General features: G+C 67.7%; 13 protein-coding genes. 7 read left to right on the forward strand and 6 right to left on the reverse strand.

Going from position 1 to position 16,245, the window contains the following annotated elements:
• Positions 1-7 precede the first annotated feature (7 nt).
• The 5 genes from B2515_RS13060 to B2515_RS13080 form a co-directional block, all read right to left on the reverse strand.
• Positions 8-832, reverse strand: a complete 825-nt coding sequence (locus B2515_RS13060; protein ID WP_293876967.1) for a hypothetical protein — start codon at positions 830-832, stop codon at positions 8-10.
• Between the two features lie 8 nt (positions 833-840).
• Positions 841-1,254: a DUF6152 family protein gene (locus B2515_RS13065; protein WP_293876969.1), complete on the reverse strand. Its 414-nt coding sequence runs from the start codon at positions 1,252-1,254 to the stop codon at positions 841-843.
• Positions 1,255-1,277: 23 nt separating this feature from the next.
• Complete coding sequence (locus B2515_RS13070) at positions 1,278-2,117, reverse strand: hypothetical protein (protein ID WP_293876971.1); 840 nt, start codon at positions 2,115-2,117, stop codon at positions 1,278-1,280.
• 88 nt (positions 2,118-2,205) lie between these two features.
• Positions 2,206-2,886, reverse strand: a complete 681-nt coding sequence (locus B2515_RS13075) for a peroxiredoxin-like family protein (RefSeq protein ID WP_293876973.1) — start codon at positions 2,884-2,886, stop codon at positions 2,206-2,208.
• Positions 2,887-2,922: 36 nt separating this feature from the next.
• A complete protein-coding gene (locus tag B2515_RS13080) occupies positions 2,923-3,753 on the reverse strand; it encodes a nitroreductase family protein (RefSeq protein WP_293876975.1) in 831 nt (276 codons plus the stop codon).
• Between the two features lie 213 nt (positions 3,754-3,966).
• Here B2515_RS13080 and B2515_RS13085 point away from each other — a divergent pair, with 213 nt between their 5' ends.
• Positions 3,967-5,295, forward strand: coding sequence for an LLM class flavin-dependent oxidoreductase (locus B2515_RS13085; protein ID WP_293876977.1), 1,329 nt, complete (start codon positions 3,967-3,969; stop codon positions 5,293-5,295).
• A gap of 60 nt (positions 5,296-5,355) precedes the next feature.
• Complete coding sequence (locus B2515_RS13090; RefSeq protein ID WP_293876979.1) at positions 5,356-6,693, forward strand: LLM class flavin-dependent oxidoreductase; 1,338 nt, start codon at positions 5,356-5,358, stop codon at positions 6,691-6,693.
• A gap of 51 nt (positions 6,694-6,744) precedes the next feature.
• Here the strand turns inward: B2515_RS13090 and B2515_RS13095 are convergent, their stop codons facing one another.
• Positions 6,745-7,626: a LysR family transcriptional regulator gene (locus B2515_RS13095; protein ID WP_293876981.1), complete on the reverse strand. Its 882-nt coding sequence runs from the start codon at positions 7,624-7,626 to the stop codon at positions 6,745-6,747.
• Between the two features lie 91 nt (positions 7,627-7,717).
• On the opposite strand from B2515_RS13095, the gene B2515_RS13100 reads away from it, so the two are divergent.
• The 5 genes from B2515_RS13100 (at position 7,718) to B2515_RS13120 (ending at position 16,192) form a co-directional block, all read left to right on the forward strand.
• Positions 7,718-8,887, forward strand: coding sequence for an isovaleryl-CoA dehydrogenase (locus tag B2515_RS13100; protein ID WP_293876983.1), 1,170 nt, complete (start codon positions 7,718-7,720; stop codon positions 8,885-8,887).
• 6 nt (positions 8,888-8,893) lie between these two features.
• The gene (locus B2515_RS13105; protein WP_293876985.1) at positions 8,894-10,489 is read left to right on the forward strand and encodes a carboxyl transferase domain-containing protein; all 1,596 of its coding nucleotides are present in this window, start codon (positions 8,894-8,896) and stop codon (positions 10,487-10,489) included.
• 5 nt (positions 10,490-10,494) lie between these two features.
• Complete coding sequence (locus tag B2515_RS13110) at positions 10,495-12,348, forward strand: acetyl/propionyl/methylcrotonyl-CoA carboxylase subunit alpha (RefSeq protein ID WP_293876986.1); 1,854 nt, start codon at positions 10,495-10,497, stop codon at positions 12,346-12,348.
• Positions 12,348-12,800 carry a MaoC family dehydratase gene (locus B2515_RS13115; RefSeq protein WP_293876988.1) on the forward strand — a complete coding sequence of 151 codons (453 nt, stop codon included), beginning with the start codon at positions 12,348-12,350 and terminating at the stop codon, positions 12,798-12,800. Before B2515_RS13110 ends, B2515_RS13115 begins: the two co-directional genes overlap by 1 nt.
• 326 nt (positions 12,801-13,126) lie before the next feature.
• Positions 13,127-16,192 (forward strand): TonB-dependent receptor plug domain-containing protein, encoded by a 3,066-nt coding sequence (locus B2515_RS13120; RefSeq protein WP_293876990.1) that lies wholly within the window; start codon positions 13,127-13,129, stop codon positions 16,190-16,192.
• Positions 16,193-16,245: the final 53 nt, after the last annotated feature.

The raw sequence follows: 16,245 nt of genomic DNA on the forward strand, positions 1-16,245 counted from the left end.
GTTTCCCTCATTTTTCGTTCGGAGCGGGCAGGATATTGCCGTCCTGCTGATAGGCCGGCGCGAAGATCGCATTGCCCCGGGCGTCGGTCGCATCGCGGAAATCGCCCTGACGGCAGACCCCCTCGACGATCTCGTGGCTGCGCTGGCGTTTGCGGTGGTAGAGGCGGGTGGTCTTCCACGGGCGGGTTAGGACCCGGGGGGCGTCGATCTCCAGATCGAAGGCCAGCGTATCGGGATCGACCAGATGGATGCGCTCCTTGACGCGCATGTCGCCGTTGTTGGGAATGCCGACCGCCTCGCTGACCGCCAGATAGACCTGCGGCAGGATGCCTTTGGTGTCCACGACGAGCGTGCTGCCGTCCCAATGGCCGACCGAATAGCCGTGAAAGCTCGGATCGGGATCGGCGGGCATCGCCCGGCCATCGGTGTGGATGCGCCGCAGCCGATTGCCGTCGGATTCGCCGAGGATCGTCACCCGCCCCGGGCTGAACAGGATTTCGAGGGCATTGTGGGTGATGAGGATGAAGGTCGGCGTGCCGTGCGGCAGGCAGTCGATCAGCAGGCCCTTCGGCCGCCCGGCGGCCTCTTCTGCGGTCCAATGGTCGACCTGACGCTGGATATCCGGTTTCCACGGCGTCGGATTGGTCCGGATCTGCGCGTTCTGGTCGACGATGTCGGGGGACCAGGTGCCGCTCCAGTCGGGAAGCCGCGCGATCGCCTGCCAGTCGGCGGCGGTCGGCGCGGGATCGACCCGGTCGGACGCCCGCTGCGCGATCGCAGGGCAGGCGATCGCCAGCGCGAGCAGCGGGAGCAGACGGGAGGCGGGGCGCATGGGCATCCTCATTTCGGCGGCTGGGTGCCGGGGATGGTGCCGATGCCGAGCACCTTGCCGGTGGCGACGATCCTGGCCTTCTTGAACTGGCCGGCCCGGCGGCCGTCGCGCATCGGATTGATGTCGACGACGACCTTGTCGCCCGGTTTCAGCACGGTCCGCGACCAGCCCATCTTGCTGAGATTGCCCGGGCTGGTCGGCAGCTCGAGCGACCACAGCCCGGCGTCATAGCCCCCCACCGGACCCGCCTGCACCCACAGGATCGCATGCGGAGCGGTCCATTGCAGCGTCTTGACGGTCGCCTGGAAGGTCATCGGCCTGCCCGGATCGAACATCGCGAAACTGTGGTGCGCGGCAAGTGGCATCGCCGGTACGGCGAGCACCAGCGCCACGGCGAGGAGCCGCCGGAACCGGGGAGGCATGGGGGAGGGTTTCGTGGCGGACGTCATTTGGAACGGGCCTGATCGGGCGGCAGTCGGGCGCCGCCGTCGTCTTTCGGGACGGGGAGGTAGATCGCGTTGCCATGGGCATCGAGGTCGTCGAGGAAGTCGCCCTGACGGCAGGAGGATTCTACGAAATCGAACGTGCGCTCGCGGTGGCGGGTGAAGAGCCGCCGGGCATGCCAGGGGCGGGTCAGCACCCTTGGCGCGTGGACGACGATATCGACCTGGAGCGTGTCCGGCCCGGCCAATGCGATCCGTTCCTCGACGTGCATGTCGCCGTCGTTCGGCAGGCCGACGCCCTGGCTCATCGGAATGAACACCTGGGGAAGGAAGCCGATCGTATCGACGACGAGCGTATCCTTGTCCCAATGGCCGATCGAATCGCCGCTGAAGGTCGGATCGGGGTCGGCCGGATGCGGGCGTCCGTCGGTCCAGATCCGGCGCAGGCGGTTGCCGTCGAACTCGCCCAGTACGGTCACGCGGCCCGGCGTCACCAGAAACTCGACCGAATTGAGCGTTTGCGTCACCGAACTGGGCAGCCCTTCCGGCAGGCAGTTCACATAGATGTTCTGCGGTCTGCCCTGCTTTTCCAGCGCTTCGAGCGCCGCGATCTGCGCGGCCTGCCCGGGCTTCCACGGCGGCGCGGTCGTGCTGCCCGGCCCGAACCGGTCCATCGGCCCCGGCGACCAGACGCCGGACAGGTCGGGCAGCGTGGCGATCCGCGCCCAGTCCGCGGCGGTGGGCGCGCGGTTGACGGGGCCGCGATCGTCGTCGGCCCGGGCCGATCCGGTGACGGCAAGTCCGGCCGCGCATAAGGCGATCCAGTGACGGGAAAGGCGCATGGGTTGGTTCGGCCTCCTGCAATGCGATGGGCCCGACAGGCGACGCGACCGTCGGTCCGAGGGACCAGACCGGCGGCCGGCGTCGGCGTCAGGCGGCAGCCTTCACCTTCAGCGCCGTGATCGCATCGAGGATCTGCGGCGCCTCGGTGCGCACGAGCCAGTCCGGGCTGACGTCGACGAAGCGCACGATGCGGTCGGTATCGACGATCACCACGGCCGGTTGCGGAAACTCTGCGGTGCCGGTGCCCGTGAGTTCCCCGATCCACCCCGGCGTCGGCTGGCCGGCGGGCACGTCGCCGCGTGCGAAGGTGATGCCGAAGCGGCGGCCGAGCGCATTGTCCCGGTCCGAGGCGACCGGAAAGCCCAGTCCGTGGCGCGACCGGATGCCGTCCAGCCCCTGTTCGGGGAGGTGTGGGCTGATCGCGACCAGCGCGATGCCGGCGGCGGCGAGCGCGGGCCAGAGCTGGCGGTTATAATAGGGCAGCGCGAGATTGCACGCCGGGCATCCTGCCCAGCGGAAGAAGATCAGCACCGCCGGCCCGCGCGCGACCAGTTCGTCGAGCGTCACTGTCCCCCCCTGCGAGGTCGCCAGTTCGAAGGGCGCGACGGTGTCGCCGACCGTCACCACCGTCGCCGGGTCGAATGCCGCGACCAGCGCCCGACGTTGATCGACGTTCTTCGCGAGCTTGTCCGGTTCCCATGTGCGGACACGTTCCGCGTGCAGCGCCTCGAACTGCGGAGTCAGGCTTTCGGATACGGTATCGGTCATGACATTCTCCAGCGTGTCAGGGCGGTCGGAACCGGGTCAGCGCAGCGGGAAGCCGAGTCTGCCCAGCACGGTGCGCAGGCGGTCGCGGCCATGCAGCGCCGCGCCGTCGGCAAAGCGGGCGAGTACCGCCGCCTTCCATCCGGTGACGGGCAGCCCCTGCTGCTGCTGGAACATGCGGCTGACCGTATCGTAATCGGCAATCGCGTTGGCCTCGGCATCGGCCCGATACTGGTTGCGATGCAGGATCGCGGCCTGCGCGGGGCGAGGCTTGATCGACGCCGGGCGTTCGGGATCCGGCCAGCCGACGACGAGCCCGAACACCACCGCCGCGCGGGGCGGCAGGCCGACCACCGCCGCCACGTCGTCGGGGCGGTTGCGCAGCGCGCCGATATAGACCGTCCCCAGCCCGAGCGATTCGGCGGCGACGACCGCGTTCTGCGCGGCCAGCGCGGCGTCGAGCGCGGCGGTGACGAAGCTGTCGAGATAGTCCAGCCCCGCGGTCGTCGCGCCCTCGCGCACGCCGAGGGCATGGGGGCGGGCCAGATCGGCCACCCACAGCAGCAACAGCGGGGCCTCCTCGACATGGCGCTGATGGTTTGCGAGCACCGCAAGCTCCGCCTTCGTCGCCGGATCGGTGACCGCGACGACGCTCCACAGATGGAGGTTCGACGAGCTGGGGGCGGACTGCGCCGCGGCGACCAGCGTCTCGATCGTCCGCTCCTCCAGCGCGCGGGGAAGATAGGCGCGCACCGAGCGATGCGCGAGCAGTCCCGCGATCACGTCGTTCCACACGATCGCCGCCGGACGCGGCTGCGTTGCATAGCGCTGTTCCAGCGCCGTCAAATGTTTGGGATCGTCGAGTGCCATGCCGCGCTCCTTGCTGGACGGAACGGGGAGTACCGGTGAGGAAAAGGGGCGACAAACGAGATTGGCAACGGTCTACATCACGATGTCTTATAGGTGCGGCCTATGACCGTTGCTTATCATCCGGTCAGCCGAACTCGTTTGTCGGCGAATGCGCGCGCCCTATCCTGCCTGGCATTGCCATCGTCCGGCCACCGCGCGGACAGGAGACAAGCGATGACCAAGGCCCGCAAGCAAATGCATCTGGGCGCCATCCTCAGTGGCGTCGGCACGACGCAGAACGGCTGGCTCGACCCCGGTCTGCCCGGCGACGCGAGCGTCGATATCGACTGGTATATCGACAATGCGCGCAAGGCGGAGGCGGCGAGGTTCGATCTCGTCTTCATCGTCGATTCGCCGTTCATCACGCCCGATACGGCGCCGCATTTCCTCAACCGTCTGGAGCCGCTGACGCTGCTGTCCGCGGTGGCGGTCGCCACGTCGCGCATCGGCCTGGCGGGCACGCTGACGGCATCCTATTGGGAGCCGTTCAACGTCGCGCGGCAGTTTGCCTCGCTCGACCTCATCAGCAAGGGGCGTGCGGGCTGGAACGTGGTGACCACCGGGCTGGAAGGCGCGGCGCGGAACTACGGGCGCGACACGCATTTCGATCACGCGCTGCGCTATCGCCGCGCCGGCGAGTTCCTCGAGGTCGTCAAGGGACTGTGGGACAGCTACGAGGACGATGCCTTCCCGCGTGACAAGGCGGCGGGGGTGTTCCTCGACAAGGCGAAGCTGCACCGGCTGGACCATAAGGGCGAATTCTTCTCGGTTGCGGGGCCGCTCAACATCCAGCGTTCGCGACAGGGTCAGCCGGTCATCTTCCAGGCGGGTGAATCTGCCGAGGGGCGCGCCTTCGGTGCGGCGATCGCGGAAGGCATCTACAGCAATGCCGAGAGCTTCGAGCAGGCGCGCGAATTCTATGCGGACGTCAAGGGCCGGGCGGCGGCACTGGGCCGCGATCCCGATCACATCGTCATCCTGCCCGGCCTGGTGCCGATCATCGCCGACAGCGACGAGGAGGCGCAGAACGGCAAGCTCGATCTCGACAAGGCGCTGGTGCAGCTGGGGCGTCCGTTCAACTATCACGACTTCCGGCAATATGATCTCGATGCACCGTTCCCCGACGTCAGCGGGCTGACGCTCAACAGCTACAAGGGGCATGCCGAGCGCATCGTCCGGACCGCGCGGCAGGAAGGGCTGACGCTGCGGCAGACCGCCTGGCATTTTGCCGCGCGGGCCAATCCGTTCGTCGGCACCGCCGCGACCGTCGCCGACGAGATCGAACGCTGGTTCCTCGGCGGCGCGTCCGACGGGTTTAACCTCCGCGTCACCAGCCCCACCGATTTCGCCCGGTTCATCGACCAGGTCGTCCCGATCCTGCAGGCCCGCAACCTGTTCCGGCGGGACTATGCGCACGACACGCTGCGCGGCCATCTCGGCCTGCCCTTTCCCGAGAACCGCCATGCCCTGGCGCGGGAACAGCTGGCGGTGGCGGCGGAATGAACGCCGGCCCCGTGCGTCGGGATCGCGTGTCACGGCACCTCGAACAACGGATATGCTCCCATGACTGACCAACGTAAAATCGCGCTCGGCTTCATCCTTCACGGCGTCGGCCGGACGTGGAACGACTGGCGCCATCCCGATCGCGACGTGAACGCCAGCACCAGCTTTGCCTTCTACAAGGAACAGGCCCAGCTGGCCGAGCGGGGAAAATTCGATTTCCTCTTCGTCGCGGACAGCCTGTCGATCACCGAGAAATCGAGTCCCCACTATCTGAACCGCGTCGAGCCGATCACCATCCTGTCCGCGCTTTCGGCCGTCACCAGCCGGATCGGCCTGGTGGCGACGCTGACTGTGAGCTACTCCGAACCGTTCAACGTGGCGCGACAGTTCGCCTCGCTCGACCATATCAGCGGCGGTCGCGCAGGCTGGAACGTGGTCACCTCCTGGCTAGGCGACACGGCCGCCAATTTCAGCCGCGCCGAACATCCGGCGCACGATCTCCGCTACCGGATCGCCGCCGAATATGTCGACGTCGTACAGGGGCTTTGGGATAGCTGGGAGGAGGGCGCCCATGTCGGCGACAAGGACAGCGGCGTCTTCGTCGATCCGTCGCGCCTGCACCGGCTCGACCATCAGGGCGAATTCTTTCAGGTGCGCGGGCCGCTCAACATCAAGCGCACGCCGCAGGGCCAGCCGGTGATCTTTCAGGCGGGGGCGTCGAACGATGGCCGCAACTTTGCCGCGAGCCGCGCCGAGGCGATCTTCACCCATGCGCCGACGTTCGACGATGGCCAGGCCTATTATCGCGACGTCAAGGAAAGGGCGCGCGGATTCGGGCGCGACCCCGGGGACCTCAAGATCCTGCCGGGCATCTCCCCGATTATCGGCGATACGGATGCGGATGCCGAGGCGCGCTATCAGGAACTGGTCGCTCTGGAATCGCTGGAAACCGGGTTCGGCTTTCTGTCGCGCACGTTTAACGATCACGATTTCCGGCAGTATGATCTGGACGCACCGTTTCCCGATGTCGCGCATATCGGCCTCGACAGCCAGCAAAGCGGCACCTTGCGGATCCTGGCCGACGTGCGTGCGGGGAACCTGACGTTGCGGCAGGTCGTGCAGCGGCTCGCGACCCCGCGCGGCGCGTTCGTCGGCAGCGCCGAGACGGTGGCGAACGCCTTGCAGACCTGGTTCGAACACGAAGCGGCCGACGGTTTCGTGGTCATGGAACCGCTGCCGGGACAACTCGCGCTGTTCGTCGAACGGGTGGTGCCGATCCTGCAGGCGCGCGGCCTGTTCCGCGACGATTACGAGGGGACGACCTTCCGGGATCACCTCGGTCTCGGCGTACCGGCAAACCGGTACACGATCGCCCGCGACGCGCAGCGGGCGGCCTGACCTTTCTGCGACCGGCGGCGCTCGGCGCTGCCGGTAGCGGCGGCGGCGCGCTTACCCGTCGTGATCCGGCCCGAGCGTCCTGGCCAGTGCGGCGATCGTCCGACTGCGCGGCAGGACGTCACGGTTGACATGCGCGGCATAGACGAGGCCGATGTCGCGGGTGAAGTCGAAGCCGTCCAGCCGGACCCGGGCGATGCCCGGGTCCCGAAAGCTGTCGGGCATCACGGTGAGGCCGAGACCGGCGCGCACATAGCCGAGCGCCTTGTCGTCGCTGGTCGTGCGGGCGGGGAAGAAGGGCCGGATCCCCTGCGCGGTAAAGAAGCGGCTCGTTTCGGGCAGCAGTTCGCAGTGGCGGCGCACGATCATGGGATCGTTGGCGAGTTCCTCGATCCGCACGCTCTCGCGGGCGGCGAGCGGGTGGGAGGCGCCGAGAGCGAGCGAATATCCCTCGGTCAGAAGGTGGTGCCCCCCGCCGGCGGCGTCCCCGTCGCGCAGGATGGTCAGCGCCACGTCGATGCGACCCCGGGCAAGCCGGCTGCGCAGATCCTGCTCCTTGCCCTCGACGATCTCGATCCGGTCGCTACCGGAAGCGGCGCGCTGGACCGCCAGAAACGCCTCGATCCAGCGGCGCGGCGTCGTCGCCAGCACGCCCAGACGGACCGTGCTGAGCGATACCGATCCCACCACCTCGCGCTCCGCCGTCGCGAACCCGGTTTCGATCATCCTGGCGTGCGACACCAGCCGGCTGCCGGCCTCGGTCAGTTCCACGCGGCGGTTCGTGCGGTTGAACAGGGTCTTGCCGAGCGACGCCTCGAGCTTCGCGATGCCGACCGACAGGGTGGGCTGGGAGACGTTGCAGGCGGTCGCCGCGCGCGAGAAGTTGCCGCTGTCCACCACGGCCAGAAAATAGCGCAGATGATAGCGGTCGATCATAGACGATCTCTATGCCGTTCATCCGCTTATTTCAATTTTGCACCGGTCGCACGCTGATCTACGATCGCGTCAACGATAAGCGGAGAGAGATATGGCGGACCTGAATTTTGGTCTGGGCGAGATGGCGGATACCATCCGCGAATCCACGCGTCGGTTCGCGCTGGATCGGATCGCGCCGATCGCCGCCCGCGTTGACGCCGACGACCGCTTCCCGCGCGAACTCTGGCCGGAGATGGGCGCGCTCGGCCTGCACGGCATCACGGTGGAGGAGGCGGACGGCGGCCTCGGGCTCGGCTATCTCGAGCATCTGGTCGCGGTCGAGGAGGTCAGCCGCTGCTCGGCCTCGGTCGGGCTCAGCTATGGCGCGCATTCCAACCTGTGCGTCAACCAGATCCGGCGATGGGCATCGCCCGAACAGAAGGCCAGATACCTGCCCCGGCTGATCTCCGGCGAGCATGTCGGCAGCCTCGCGATGTCGGAAGCGGGCGCGGGCTCGGACGTCGTCTCGATGAAGCTGCGCGCGGACAGGGTCGATGGCGGCTATCGCCTCAACGGCACCAAATTCTGGATCACCAACGCGGCGTATGCCGACACGCTGGTGGTCTATGCCAAGACGATCCCCGATGGCGGGTCGAAGGGGATCACCGCCTTCCTGATCGAAAAGGACATGCCCGGTTTCTCGATCGGGCAGACGATCGACAAGGTCGGCATGCGCGGGTCGCCGACCGCGGAGCTGGTCTTCGACGATTGCTTCGTTGCCGACGAACAGGTCATGGGGCCGCTGAACGGCGGCGTGAGGGTGCTGATGTCGGGGCTCGACTATGAGCGGGTCGTGCTGTCGGGCATCCAGCTCGGTATCATGCAGGCGTGCCTCGACGTGGTTCTGCCCTATGTGCGGGAACGCCGGCAGTTCGGCCGCCCGATCGGCGACTTCCAGCTGATGCAGGCGAAGGTGGCCGACATGTACGTCGCGCTCAATGCATCGCGGGCCTATGTCTATGCGGTGGCGAGGGCCTGCGATGCCGGACAGACCACCCGTTTCGACGCCGCGGGCTGCATCCTGCTCGCGTCCGAGAATGCGGTGAGGGTCGCGGGCGAGGCGATCCAGGCGCTGGGTGGCGCGGGCTATACGAAGGATTGGCCGGTCGAACGCTATTGGCGCGACGCCAAGCTGCTCGATATCGGCGCCGGCACCAACGAGGTACGGCGCATGCTGATCGGCCGCGAGCTGATCGCCCACGACGCACCCCGCGCGCAGTAGGCCGGCATGACCACGCTACGCTCGCTGGCCGACACCGGGTCGGAGGCCTTCGCCGCCAACGCCGCGCACAATCGTGCGCTGGTCGAGACGCTGCGCGTCATGATCGCCCGGACCGCGCTCGGCGGTTCGGAGCAGCATCGCGCCCGCCATGTCGCGCGCGGCAAGCTGCTGCCACGCGACCGGGTCGACCGGCTGCTCGATCCGGGCTCGCCGTTCCTCGAGGTCGGGGCGCTGGCCGCGAACGGCATGTATGACGATGGCGCGCCGGGCGCGGGGATGATCTGCGGCATCGGGCGCGTTTCGGGCCGCGAGTGCATGATCGTCGCCAACGACCCGACGGTGAAGGGCGGCGCCTATTTCCCGATGACGGTGAAGAAGCATCTGCGCGCGCAGGAAATCGCGCAAGCGAACCGGCTACCGTGCATCTATCTGGTCGACAGCGGTGGCGCCAACCTGCCGCATCAGGCGGAGGTGTTTCCGGATCGCGATCACTTCGGCCGCATCTTCTTCAACCAGGCGCAGATGTCGGCGGAGGGCATTCCGCAGATCGCCTGCGTGATGGGCAGCTGCACTGCGGGTGGCGCCTATGTCCCCGCTATGTCGGACGAAAGCGTGATCGTGCGCGATCAGGGCACCATCTTCCTCGCCGGTCCGCCGCTGGTGAAGGCGGCGACGGGCGAGGTCATCTCGGCCGAGGAACTGGGCGGGGCCGAGACGCACGGGCGCCGGTCGGGCGTGGTCGATCACGTTGCGGAGAATGACGCGCATGCGCTGCTGATCGTCCGCGACATCGTCGCGACGCTCAATCGGCCGAAGGCGGTCGATATCGAGATCGCGACGCTGCGCCCGCCCACGCTCGACCCGCAGGAGCTGTACGGCATCGTGCCGCAGGACGTGCGCGCGCCATACGATGTCTGCGAAGTGATCGGACGTATCGTCGATGGCTCCGAGTTTCACGAATTCAAGGCGCTCTACGGTACGACCCTGGTCTGCGGCTTCGCGCGCATCTGGGGCATGCCGGTCGCGATCCTCGCCAACAATGGCGTGCTGTTCTCGGAATCCGCGTTGAAAGGCGCGCATTTCATCGAGCTGGCGTGCCAGCGGCGGGTGCCGCTGCTGTTCCTCCAGAACATCTCGGGCTTCATGGTCGGCGGCAAGTACGAGGCGGAGGGGATCGCCAAGCACGGCGCCAAGCTGGTGACCGCGGTCGCCACCGCGTCAGTGCCCAAGATCACGGTGCTGATCGGCGGCAGCTTCGGCGCGGGCAATTACGGCATGTGCGGCCGCGCCTATTCGCCGCGCTTCCTGTTCACCTGGCCCAACGCGCGGATCAGCGTCATGGGCGGCGAGCAGGCGGCGAGCGTGCTCGCGACCGTGCACCGCGACGCCGAGACGTGGACGCCGGAGCAGGCGGAGGCGTTCAAGGCGCCGGTCCGCCGGAAATACGAGGACGAGGGCAATCCCTATTACGCGACCGCCCGCCTGTGGGACGACGGCATCATCGATCCCGCGCAGACCCGCGACGTGCTGGGCCTCGCCTTTTCTGCCACGCTGAACGCGCCCATTCCCGAGCGCGCGCAGTTCGGCCTGTTCCGGATGTGACGGCGATGATCGAGAGCCTCCTCATTGCCAACCGCGGCGAGATCGCCCGCCGCATCATCCGCACGGCGAAGGCGCTCGGCGTCCGCACCATCGCGGTCCATTCCGACGTCGACGCGGACATGCCCTTCGTGCGCGAGGCCGACGCCGCCGTCTGCATCGGCACGGCGCCCGCCGGCGACAGCTATCTGCGGCAGGACCGGTTGCTCGCCGCCGCGCGCGATACCGGCGCGGCGGCGATCCACCCCGGCTACGGCTTCCTGTCGGAGAATGCCGAATTCGCCGAAGCGGTGATCGCCGCCGGCCTCGTCTGGGTCGGTGCGCCGCCCGCCAGCATCCGCGCGATGGGGCTGAAGGACGCCGCCAAGGAACGGATGATCGCGGCGGGCGTGCCGGTGACGCCCGGCTATCTCGGCGCGGACCAGAGCCCCGGGCGGCTGCGCGCGGAAGCGGATGCGATCGGCTATCCCGTCCTCATCAAGGCGGTGGCGGGCGGCGGCGGCAAGGGCATGCGCAAGGTCGATGCCGCCGGCGACTTCGCCGAGATGCTCGAGAGTTGCCGGCGTGAGGCCGCCGCCTCGTTCGGCAACACGCAGGTGCTGATCGAAAAGTATATCCTCTCGCCCCGCCACATCGAGGTGCAGGTGTTCGGCGACACGCACGGGCAGGTCGTCCACCTGTTCGAGCGCGACTGTTCGCTGCAGCGCCGCCACCAGAAGGTGATCGAGGAGGCACCCGCGCCCGGCATGGACGAGGGCACGCGTGCGGCGGTCTGTGATGCGGCCGTGCGCGCGGCGAAAGCGGTCGATTACGTCGGCGCCGGCACGATCGAATTCATCGCCGATGGATCGGAGGGCCTGCGTGCCGATCGGATCTGGTTCATGGAGATGAACACCCGGCTTCAGGTCGAGCATCCGGTGACCGAGGCGATCACCGGGCAGGATTTGGTCGAATGGCAGCTGCGCGTCGCCTCGGGCGAGCCGCTGCCGAAGCGTCAGGACGCATTGTCGATCACCGGCTGGGCGATGGAAGCACGCGTGTACGCCGAGAATCCGGGCAACGGCTTCCTGCCGTCGACCGGTCCGCTCGACCGGCTGCGCTTCCCGCCCGGCGTACGGATCGACAGCGGCGTCGAGGAGGGCGGGGCGGTCACGCCCTATTACGATCCGATGATCGCCAAGCTGATCGTCCACGGCGCGACGCGGCGCGATGCAGCGGCGAGGCTCGCGGCGGCGGCGCGGGGCACGCAGGTGTGGCCCGTGCGGACCAACGCCGCCTTTCTTGCAAAGGCGGCGGCGCATCCCGACTTCGTGGCGGGCCGGGTGGATACCGGTTTCATCGAACGCCATGCCGATCGGTTGATCCCGCCGGCGGAGCCGTCGCCCGCCGTGCTCGCTGCGGCGGCCATGGCGATCCTGCCGCCGCCGAGTGCCGATCCATGGGGCGGCCTGCGCGGGTTCCGCAGCAACGCCGCGCCCTCGCTGGCGGTCGAGGTGGAGGTCGCGGGCAAGCCCTATCTAATCACCCCCGGCGTCGAAGCCGCCGCCTCCACCGCCGACGGCGTCCTCTTTCTGGATGGCGAGGCGTGGCCGTTCGGCCCCCGTCGCGCCGATCACGTCGGCGGGGCGGGCGAGGGCGATGGCGCGGTGCTGTCGCCGATGCCGGGCCGCGTCATCGCCGTGTTGGTCGATGCCGGGCAGACCGTGGCAAGGGGCGAGCGGATGCTCGTCCTCGAGGCGATGAAGATGGAACAGGCGCTGCTGGCACCGTTCGACGGAATCGTCGCCGAGCTGCGGGTCGCGGAGGGCGCGCAGGTGCCCGAAGGCACGTTGCTGGTCCGCATCGACAAGGGGGAGGGGTGATGGCGGGACGCTTCTTCGACGCATGGACGGTCGGCGATCGGATCGTCCACGACATCCGGCGGACCGTGACCGAGACGGACAATCTGCTGTTCACGACGATGACGCACAATCCGCAGCCGCTGCACCTCGACGCCGAGGCGGCGAAGGCGAGCGAATTCGGCCGGATCATCGTCAACGGCACCTTCACCTTCGCGCTGATGGTCGGCCTGTCGGTCGGCGATACGACGCTGGGGACGCTGGTCGCTAATCTCGGCTATGACGAATTGGTCATGCCCAAGCCCGTCTTCCTCGGCGATACGCTGCGCGCCGAGACGGAGGTCGACGCGCTGAAGGACAGCAGATCGCGGCCGGATGCCGGCATCGTCACCTTCGCGCACCGGATGCTGAACCAGCGCGACGAGATCGTCTGCCGGTGCCTGCGCACCGCCTTGCTTAAGAGGTCGGGGGGATAGGGGCGCACGCTCGCGCCCGCGGACTTCACCTGCGGACATATCGTCGGACGCGCTTCGGACCGCTGCGGCGACCCGAATGTCAGGCAGTTGTGGCGCGCCGGCAACGGTGTGACCGCAAGGCCTGTATTGCTATTGTTTTGGTATCATCTCTGTGACAGCATCCGGCGGCCTGCGTCGGGGGATGGGGCAAGACCGGAATGTCGGTATCGCGCCGCGCGTGTCGTGACGGGGCGAACCGACCGGAAAGACGGCAGATCATGCCACGCCGATCCCTCCGACGCTTCAGGCGGGCTGAGGGGAGTAAGAGAATGCTGTTCAGGGGATTGTTGACCACCAGTTGCAGCGTGGCGGCGTTGTTCGCCTTGCCTGCCGCCGCGCAGACGTCCGCAGCTGCGGACACCGATGCGCAGGCGCAGGACGCACCCGCCGTCGCCGGCGATCCGGTCGCCGCGGCGAGGCTGTCCGCCTCCGCCGATCGGGCCGGCGGTACCGAAGGTGGCGACATCGTCGTGACCGGCACGCGCATCGTGCGCCCCAACAACCGGTCGGCGGCGCCGATCGTCACCACGACCTCCGCCGACATCGCCGCGCAGGGCGCGACGACGATCGAGGAGGTGCTCAACCGGCTGCCGCAGGTGCAGGTCAATTCGGAGCAGAACTTCAGCGATTCCGAAGGGCGCCAGCGCATCAAGCTGCGCAGCCTGGGATATGAGCGGACGCTGACCCTGATCGACGGCCTGCGCGTCGGCCTCGCCAACACCGTCGACGTCGGCATCATCCCCAACGCGCTGGTCGACCGGATCGACGTGCTGACCGGCGGCGCGTCGTCGGTCTATGGCTCCGATGCGGTGTCGGGCGTCGTCAACTTCGTCCTCAAGAAGAATTTCGAGGGCATCCGTCTGGATGGCAATTACAGCCTGTACAACCACGACAACGGCCGGAGCGCGGTCACCGACGCCGCCACGCGCGCCGGTTTCAACGCCGCGAACGGCCTGACCAACGATGGCGGACGCAGCGAGATCAGCCTCGCCGCGGGCGTCAACCTGTTCGACAATCGCGTCAATTTCACCAGCTTCATCAACTACCGGCATTCCGACCTGGTCCGGCTGGTCGACCGCTCGAATTCGGTGTGCGAGGTGGTGCAGCCCACCAACCAGTCGCCCCTCGCATGTTCGCGCGCCAGCTATACCCCGGCAGGGACGATCATACCGCAAGCGGGGGCGCGGGCTGGCCAGGTCCTCGTCAACAACCCGGCCGGCAACGGCACCTTCATCCCGATCAACAGCGGGCCGGCGGGCACCTCCGCCAATCCGTATGACGACTTCGCCTATCAGCGGCCGTTCGACCGGGTCAATGTCGGCGGCTTCCTCACCGCCGAGATCAGCGACGATATCGAGCTGTACAGCAACGCTCTGTTCTATCGGGACAAGTCGTACAATACGCTGCTCAACCGCGTCTATTCCTATACGGCATTCGGCAGCGACCCGTACCGGGTGAACTGCGACAATCCGTTCCTGTCGGCGTCGCAGGCGCAGACCCTGTGCGGCGCCAATGCGGGACGGGCGGGTCAGTTCGCTCCGCTTGACGTCCGGTATCGCTTCGACGGCTTGCCGCTGGTGCAGCAGCGCTTCACCAACGAGGGCTATCGCATCGTGACCGGGCTGCGCGGGCGCGGGTTCAACGACGTCTGGTCCTACGATGTCGCGGGCATGATCTCGCGGGCGCGGCTCGACACGATCGACGTGCCGTTCGCGCAATATGACAACGTTAACCGCTCGCTGGATGTGGTCAACGTCAATGGCACGCCGACCTGCCGCTCGGTGGTCAACGGCACCGATCCGCGGTGCGTGCCATTCAACGCGTTCACGCCCTTCAATCAGGACATCGCGCTGAACCGGTACCTCTACGGCTCGGCGTCGGGCGGGATCAGCACGCGCATTCCGCGCCTGCTCCAGTTCGTCGGCACGGTCAGCGGCGATCTCGGCAAGTACGGGATCGTCTCGCCCCTCGCGCAGCAGGGCGTCGCGATCGCGCTCGGCGCCGAATATCGCGACGAGATGGAACGCACCGACGTCAACGACATCTACATCCAGAACAACGGCGGCCAGAACCAGCGGTTCACGCAGAACATTCTGGAGGCCAATGCCGAGCTGCAGGTGCCGTTGGTGGAGGACCACTCCTGGACCAAATTGCTGCAGGTCAACACCGGCTATCGCGTGTCCAAGTACAACCGCCTGAACGGCAAGTTCGATACTTGGAAGGTCGAGGGGATCTGGTCCCCGATCGCGGACATCACGCTGCGCGGCTCGTACAACAAGTCGCAGGCGGCACCCGGCGTCGGAGCGGCGGCCGGCGCCGCCAACATCTTCTGGAACCAGGGCTTCTACGCCGATCCCTGCGCGCCGCAGATCAATTCGGCCAATCCGGGCGGCGCTCGCCTGGCACCGTCGGCGTCGCTCCAGCAATGCCGCAACACCGGTCTGCCGGACAATCTGTACGGCAGCGCATCGCTGATCTGTCCCGACGACCGGTGCACGGTGCGGGAGGGCGGGTTCAACCTCACGCCCGAAAGCGCCTATACCAAGACGTTCGGCGTCGTGCTGCGGCCGCGCTTCCTGCCGGGGCTGACGGTCTCGGTCGATCGCTACCTCATCGATCTGCGCGACCAGCTCGAATTCCTCAATCCGAACGACTGGCTCAACGGCTGCCTCACCACCGGCAACGATTATTTCTGCCGCGGCATCATCCGCAATCCGGGGACGGGCACGCTGTCCAGTTCGCCGGCGTCCAGCCCGGCGACCGGATGGGTCTCGCGCGGGTCAACCAACGGGTACAAATCGCAGTCGCATGGCTGGGATTTCCAGGGCCAGTATAATGTCGGGCTCGGTTCCGTCGGCAAGCTCGACGTCGGCTTCAACGGCACGCTGACGACGCGTGTCGGTTCGCAGGGGGCACCGACCATCACGCCGCGCGACTGCACCGGCTATTTCGGCAACCAGTGCGGCGAGAGCCTGCCCCGCTGGGCGCATCAGATGCGCACGACCTGGATCCTGCCGGAGCGGTGGGCCAGCGTCTCGCTGAACTGGCGCCATCGCGCGGGCATGCCGCTCGACGTCTACGCGCCGGCCGACACGGGCATTCCCGCGCAGCCGGACAGCGCCCGTCGCGATCAATATCCGGGCATCAAGGCCTATGACTGGTTCGATCTCGCCGTGACGTTCGACATCAACAAGCAGATGACGTTCCGGCTCGCCGCGAACAACATCTTCGATCGCGATCCCCCGATCGTCCCGGACAGCCGCGCCCGCATCGGGCTGCTGCGCGGCAACACGATCATGGGCTACGACCTCCTCGGTCGCCAGATCGTGGCGGGCGTGTCGCTCCGCATGTGACGCATGGCAGGGTTGCTCCCCGGGATACCCGTCCTGGCGGAGCGACCCTGCGC

The organism is Sphingomonas sp. UBA978 (genome assembly GCF_002292295.1).
Lineage (GTDB): Bacteria > Pseudomonadota > Alphaproteobacteria > Sphingomonadales > Sphingomonadaceae > Sphingomonas.

What these genes read in the sequence shown, in the direction of transcription:
- B2515_RS13105 (WP_293876985.1), top strand. Translation starts at nt 8,894, where the DNA reads ATGACCACGCTACGCTCGCTGGCCGACACCGGGTCGGAGGCCTTCGCC.
- B2515_RS13075 (WP_293876973.1), bottom strand. Translation starts at nt 2,886, where the DNA reads ATGACCGATACCGTATCCGAAAGCCTGACTCCGCAGTTCGAGGCGCTG.
- B2515_RS13070 (WP_293876971.1), bottom strand. Translation starts at nt 2,117, where the DNA reads ATGCGCCTTTCCCGTCACTGGATCGCCTTATGCGCGGCCGGACTTGCC.
- B2515_RS13090 (WP_293876979.1), top strand. Translation starts at nt 5,356, where the DNA reads ATGACTGACCAACGTAAAATCGCGCTCGGCTTCATCCTTCACGGCGTC.
- B2515_RS13065 (WP_293876969.1), bottom strand. Translation starts at nt 1,254, where the DNA reads ATGCCTCCCCGGTTCCGGCGGCTCCTCGCCGTGGCGCTGGTGCTCGCC.
- B2515_RS13095 (WP_293876981.1), bottom strand. Translation starts at nt 7,626, where the DNA reads ATGATCGACCGCTATCATCTGCGCTATTTTCTGGCCGTGGTGGACAGC.
- B2515_RS13115 (WP_293876988.1), top strand. Translation starts at nt 12,348, where the DNA reads ATGGCGGGACGCTTCTTCGACGCATGGACGGTCGGCGATCGGATCGTC.
- B2515_RS13060 (WP_293876967.1), bottom strand. Translation starts at nt 832, where the DNA reads ATGCGCCCCGCCTCCCGTCTGCTCCCGCTGCTCGCGCTGGCGATCGCC.
- B2515_RS13110 (WP_293876986.1), top strand. Translation starts at nt 10,495, where the DNA reads ATGATCGAGAGCCTCCTCATTGCCAACCGCGGCGAGATCGCCCGCCGC.
- B2515_RS13100 (WP_293876983.1), top strand. Translation starts at nt 7,718, where the DNA reads ATGGCGGACCTGAATTTTGGTCTGGGCGAGATGGCGGATACCATCCGC.
- B2515_RS13085 (WP_293876977.1), top strand. Translation starts at nt 3,967, where the DNA reads ATGACCAAGGCCCGCAAGCAAATGCATCTGGGCGCCATCCTCAGTGGC.
- B2515_RS13080 (WP_293876975.1), bottom strand. Translation starts at nt 3,753, where the DNA reads ATGGCACTCGACGATCCCAAACATTTGACGGCGCTGGAACAGCGCTAT.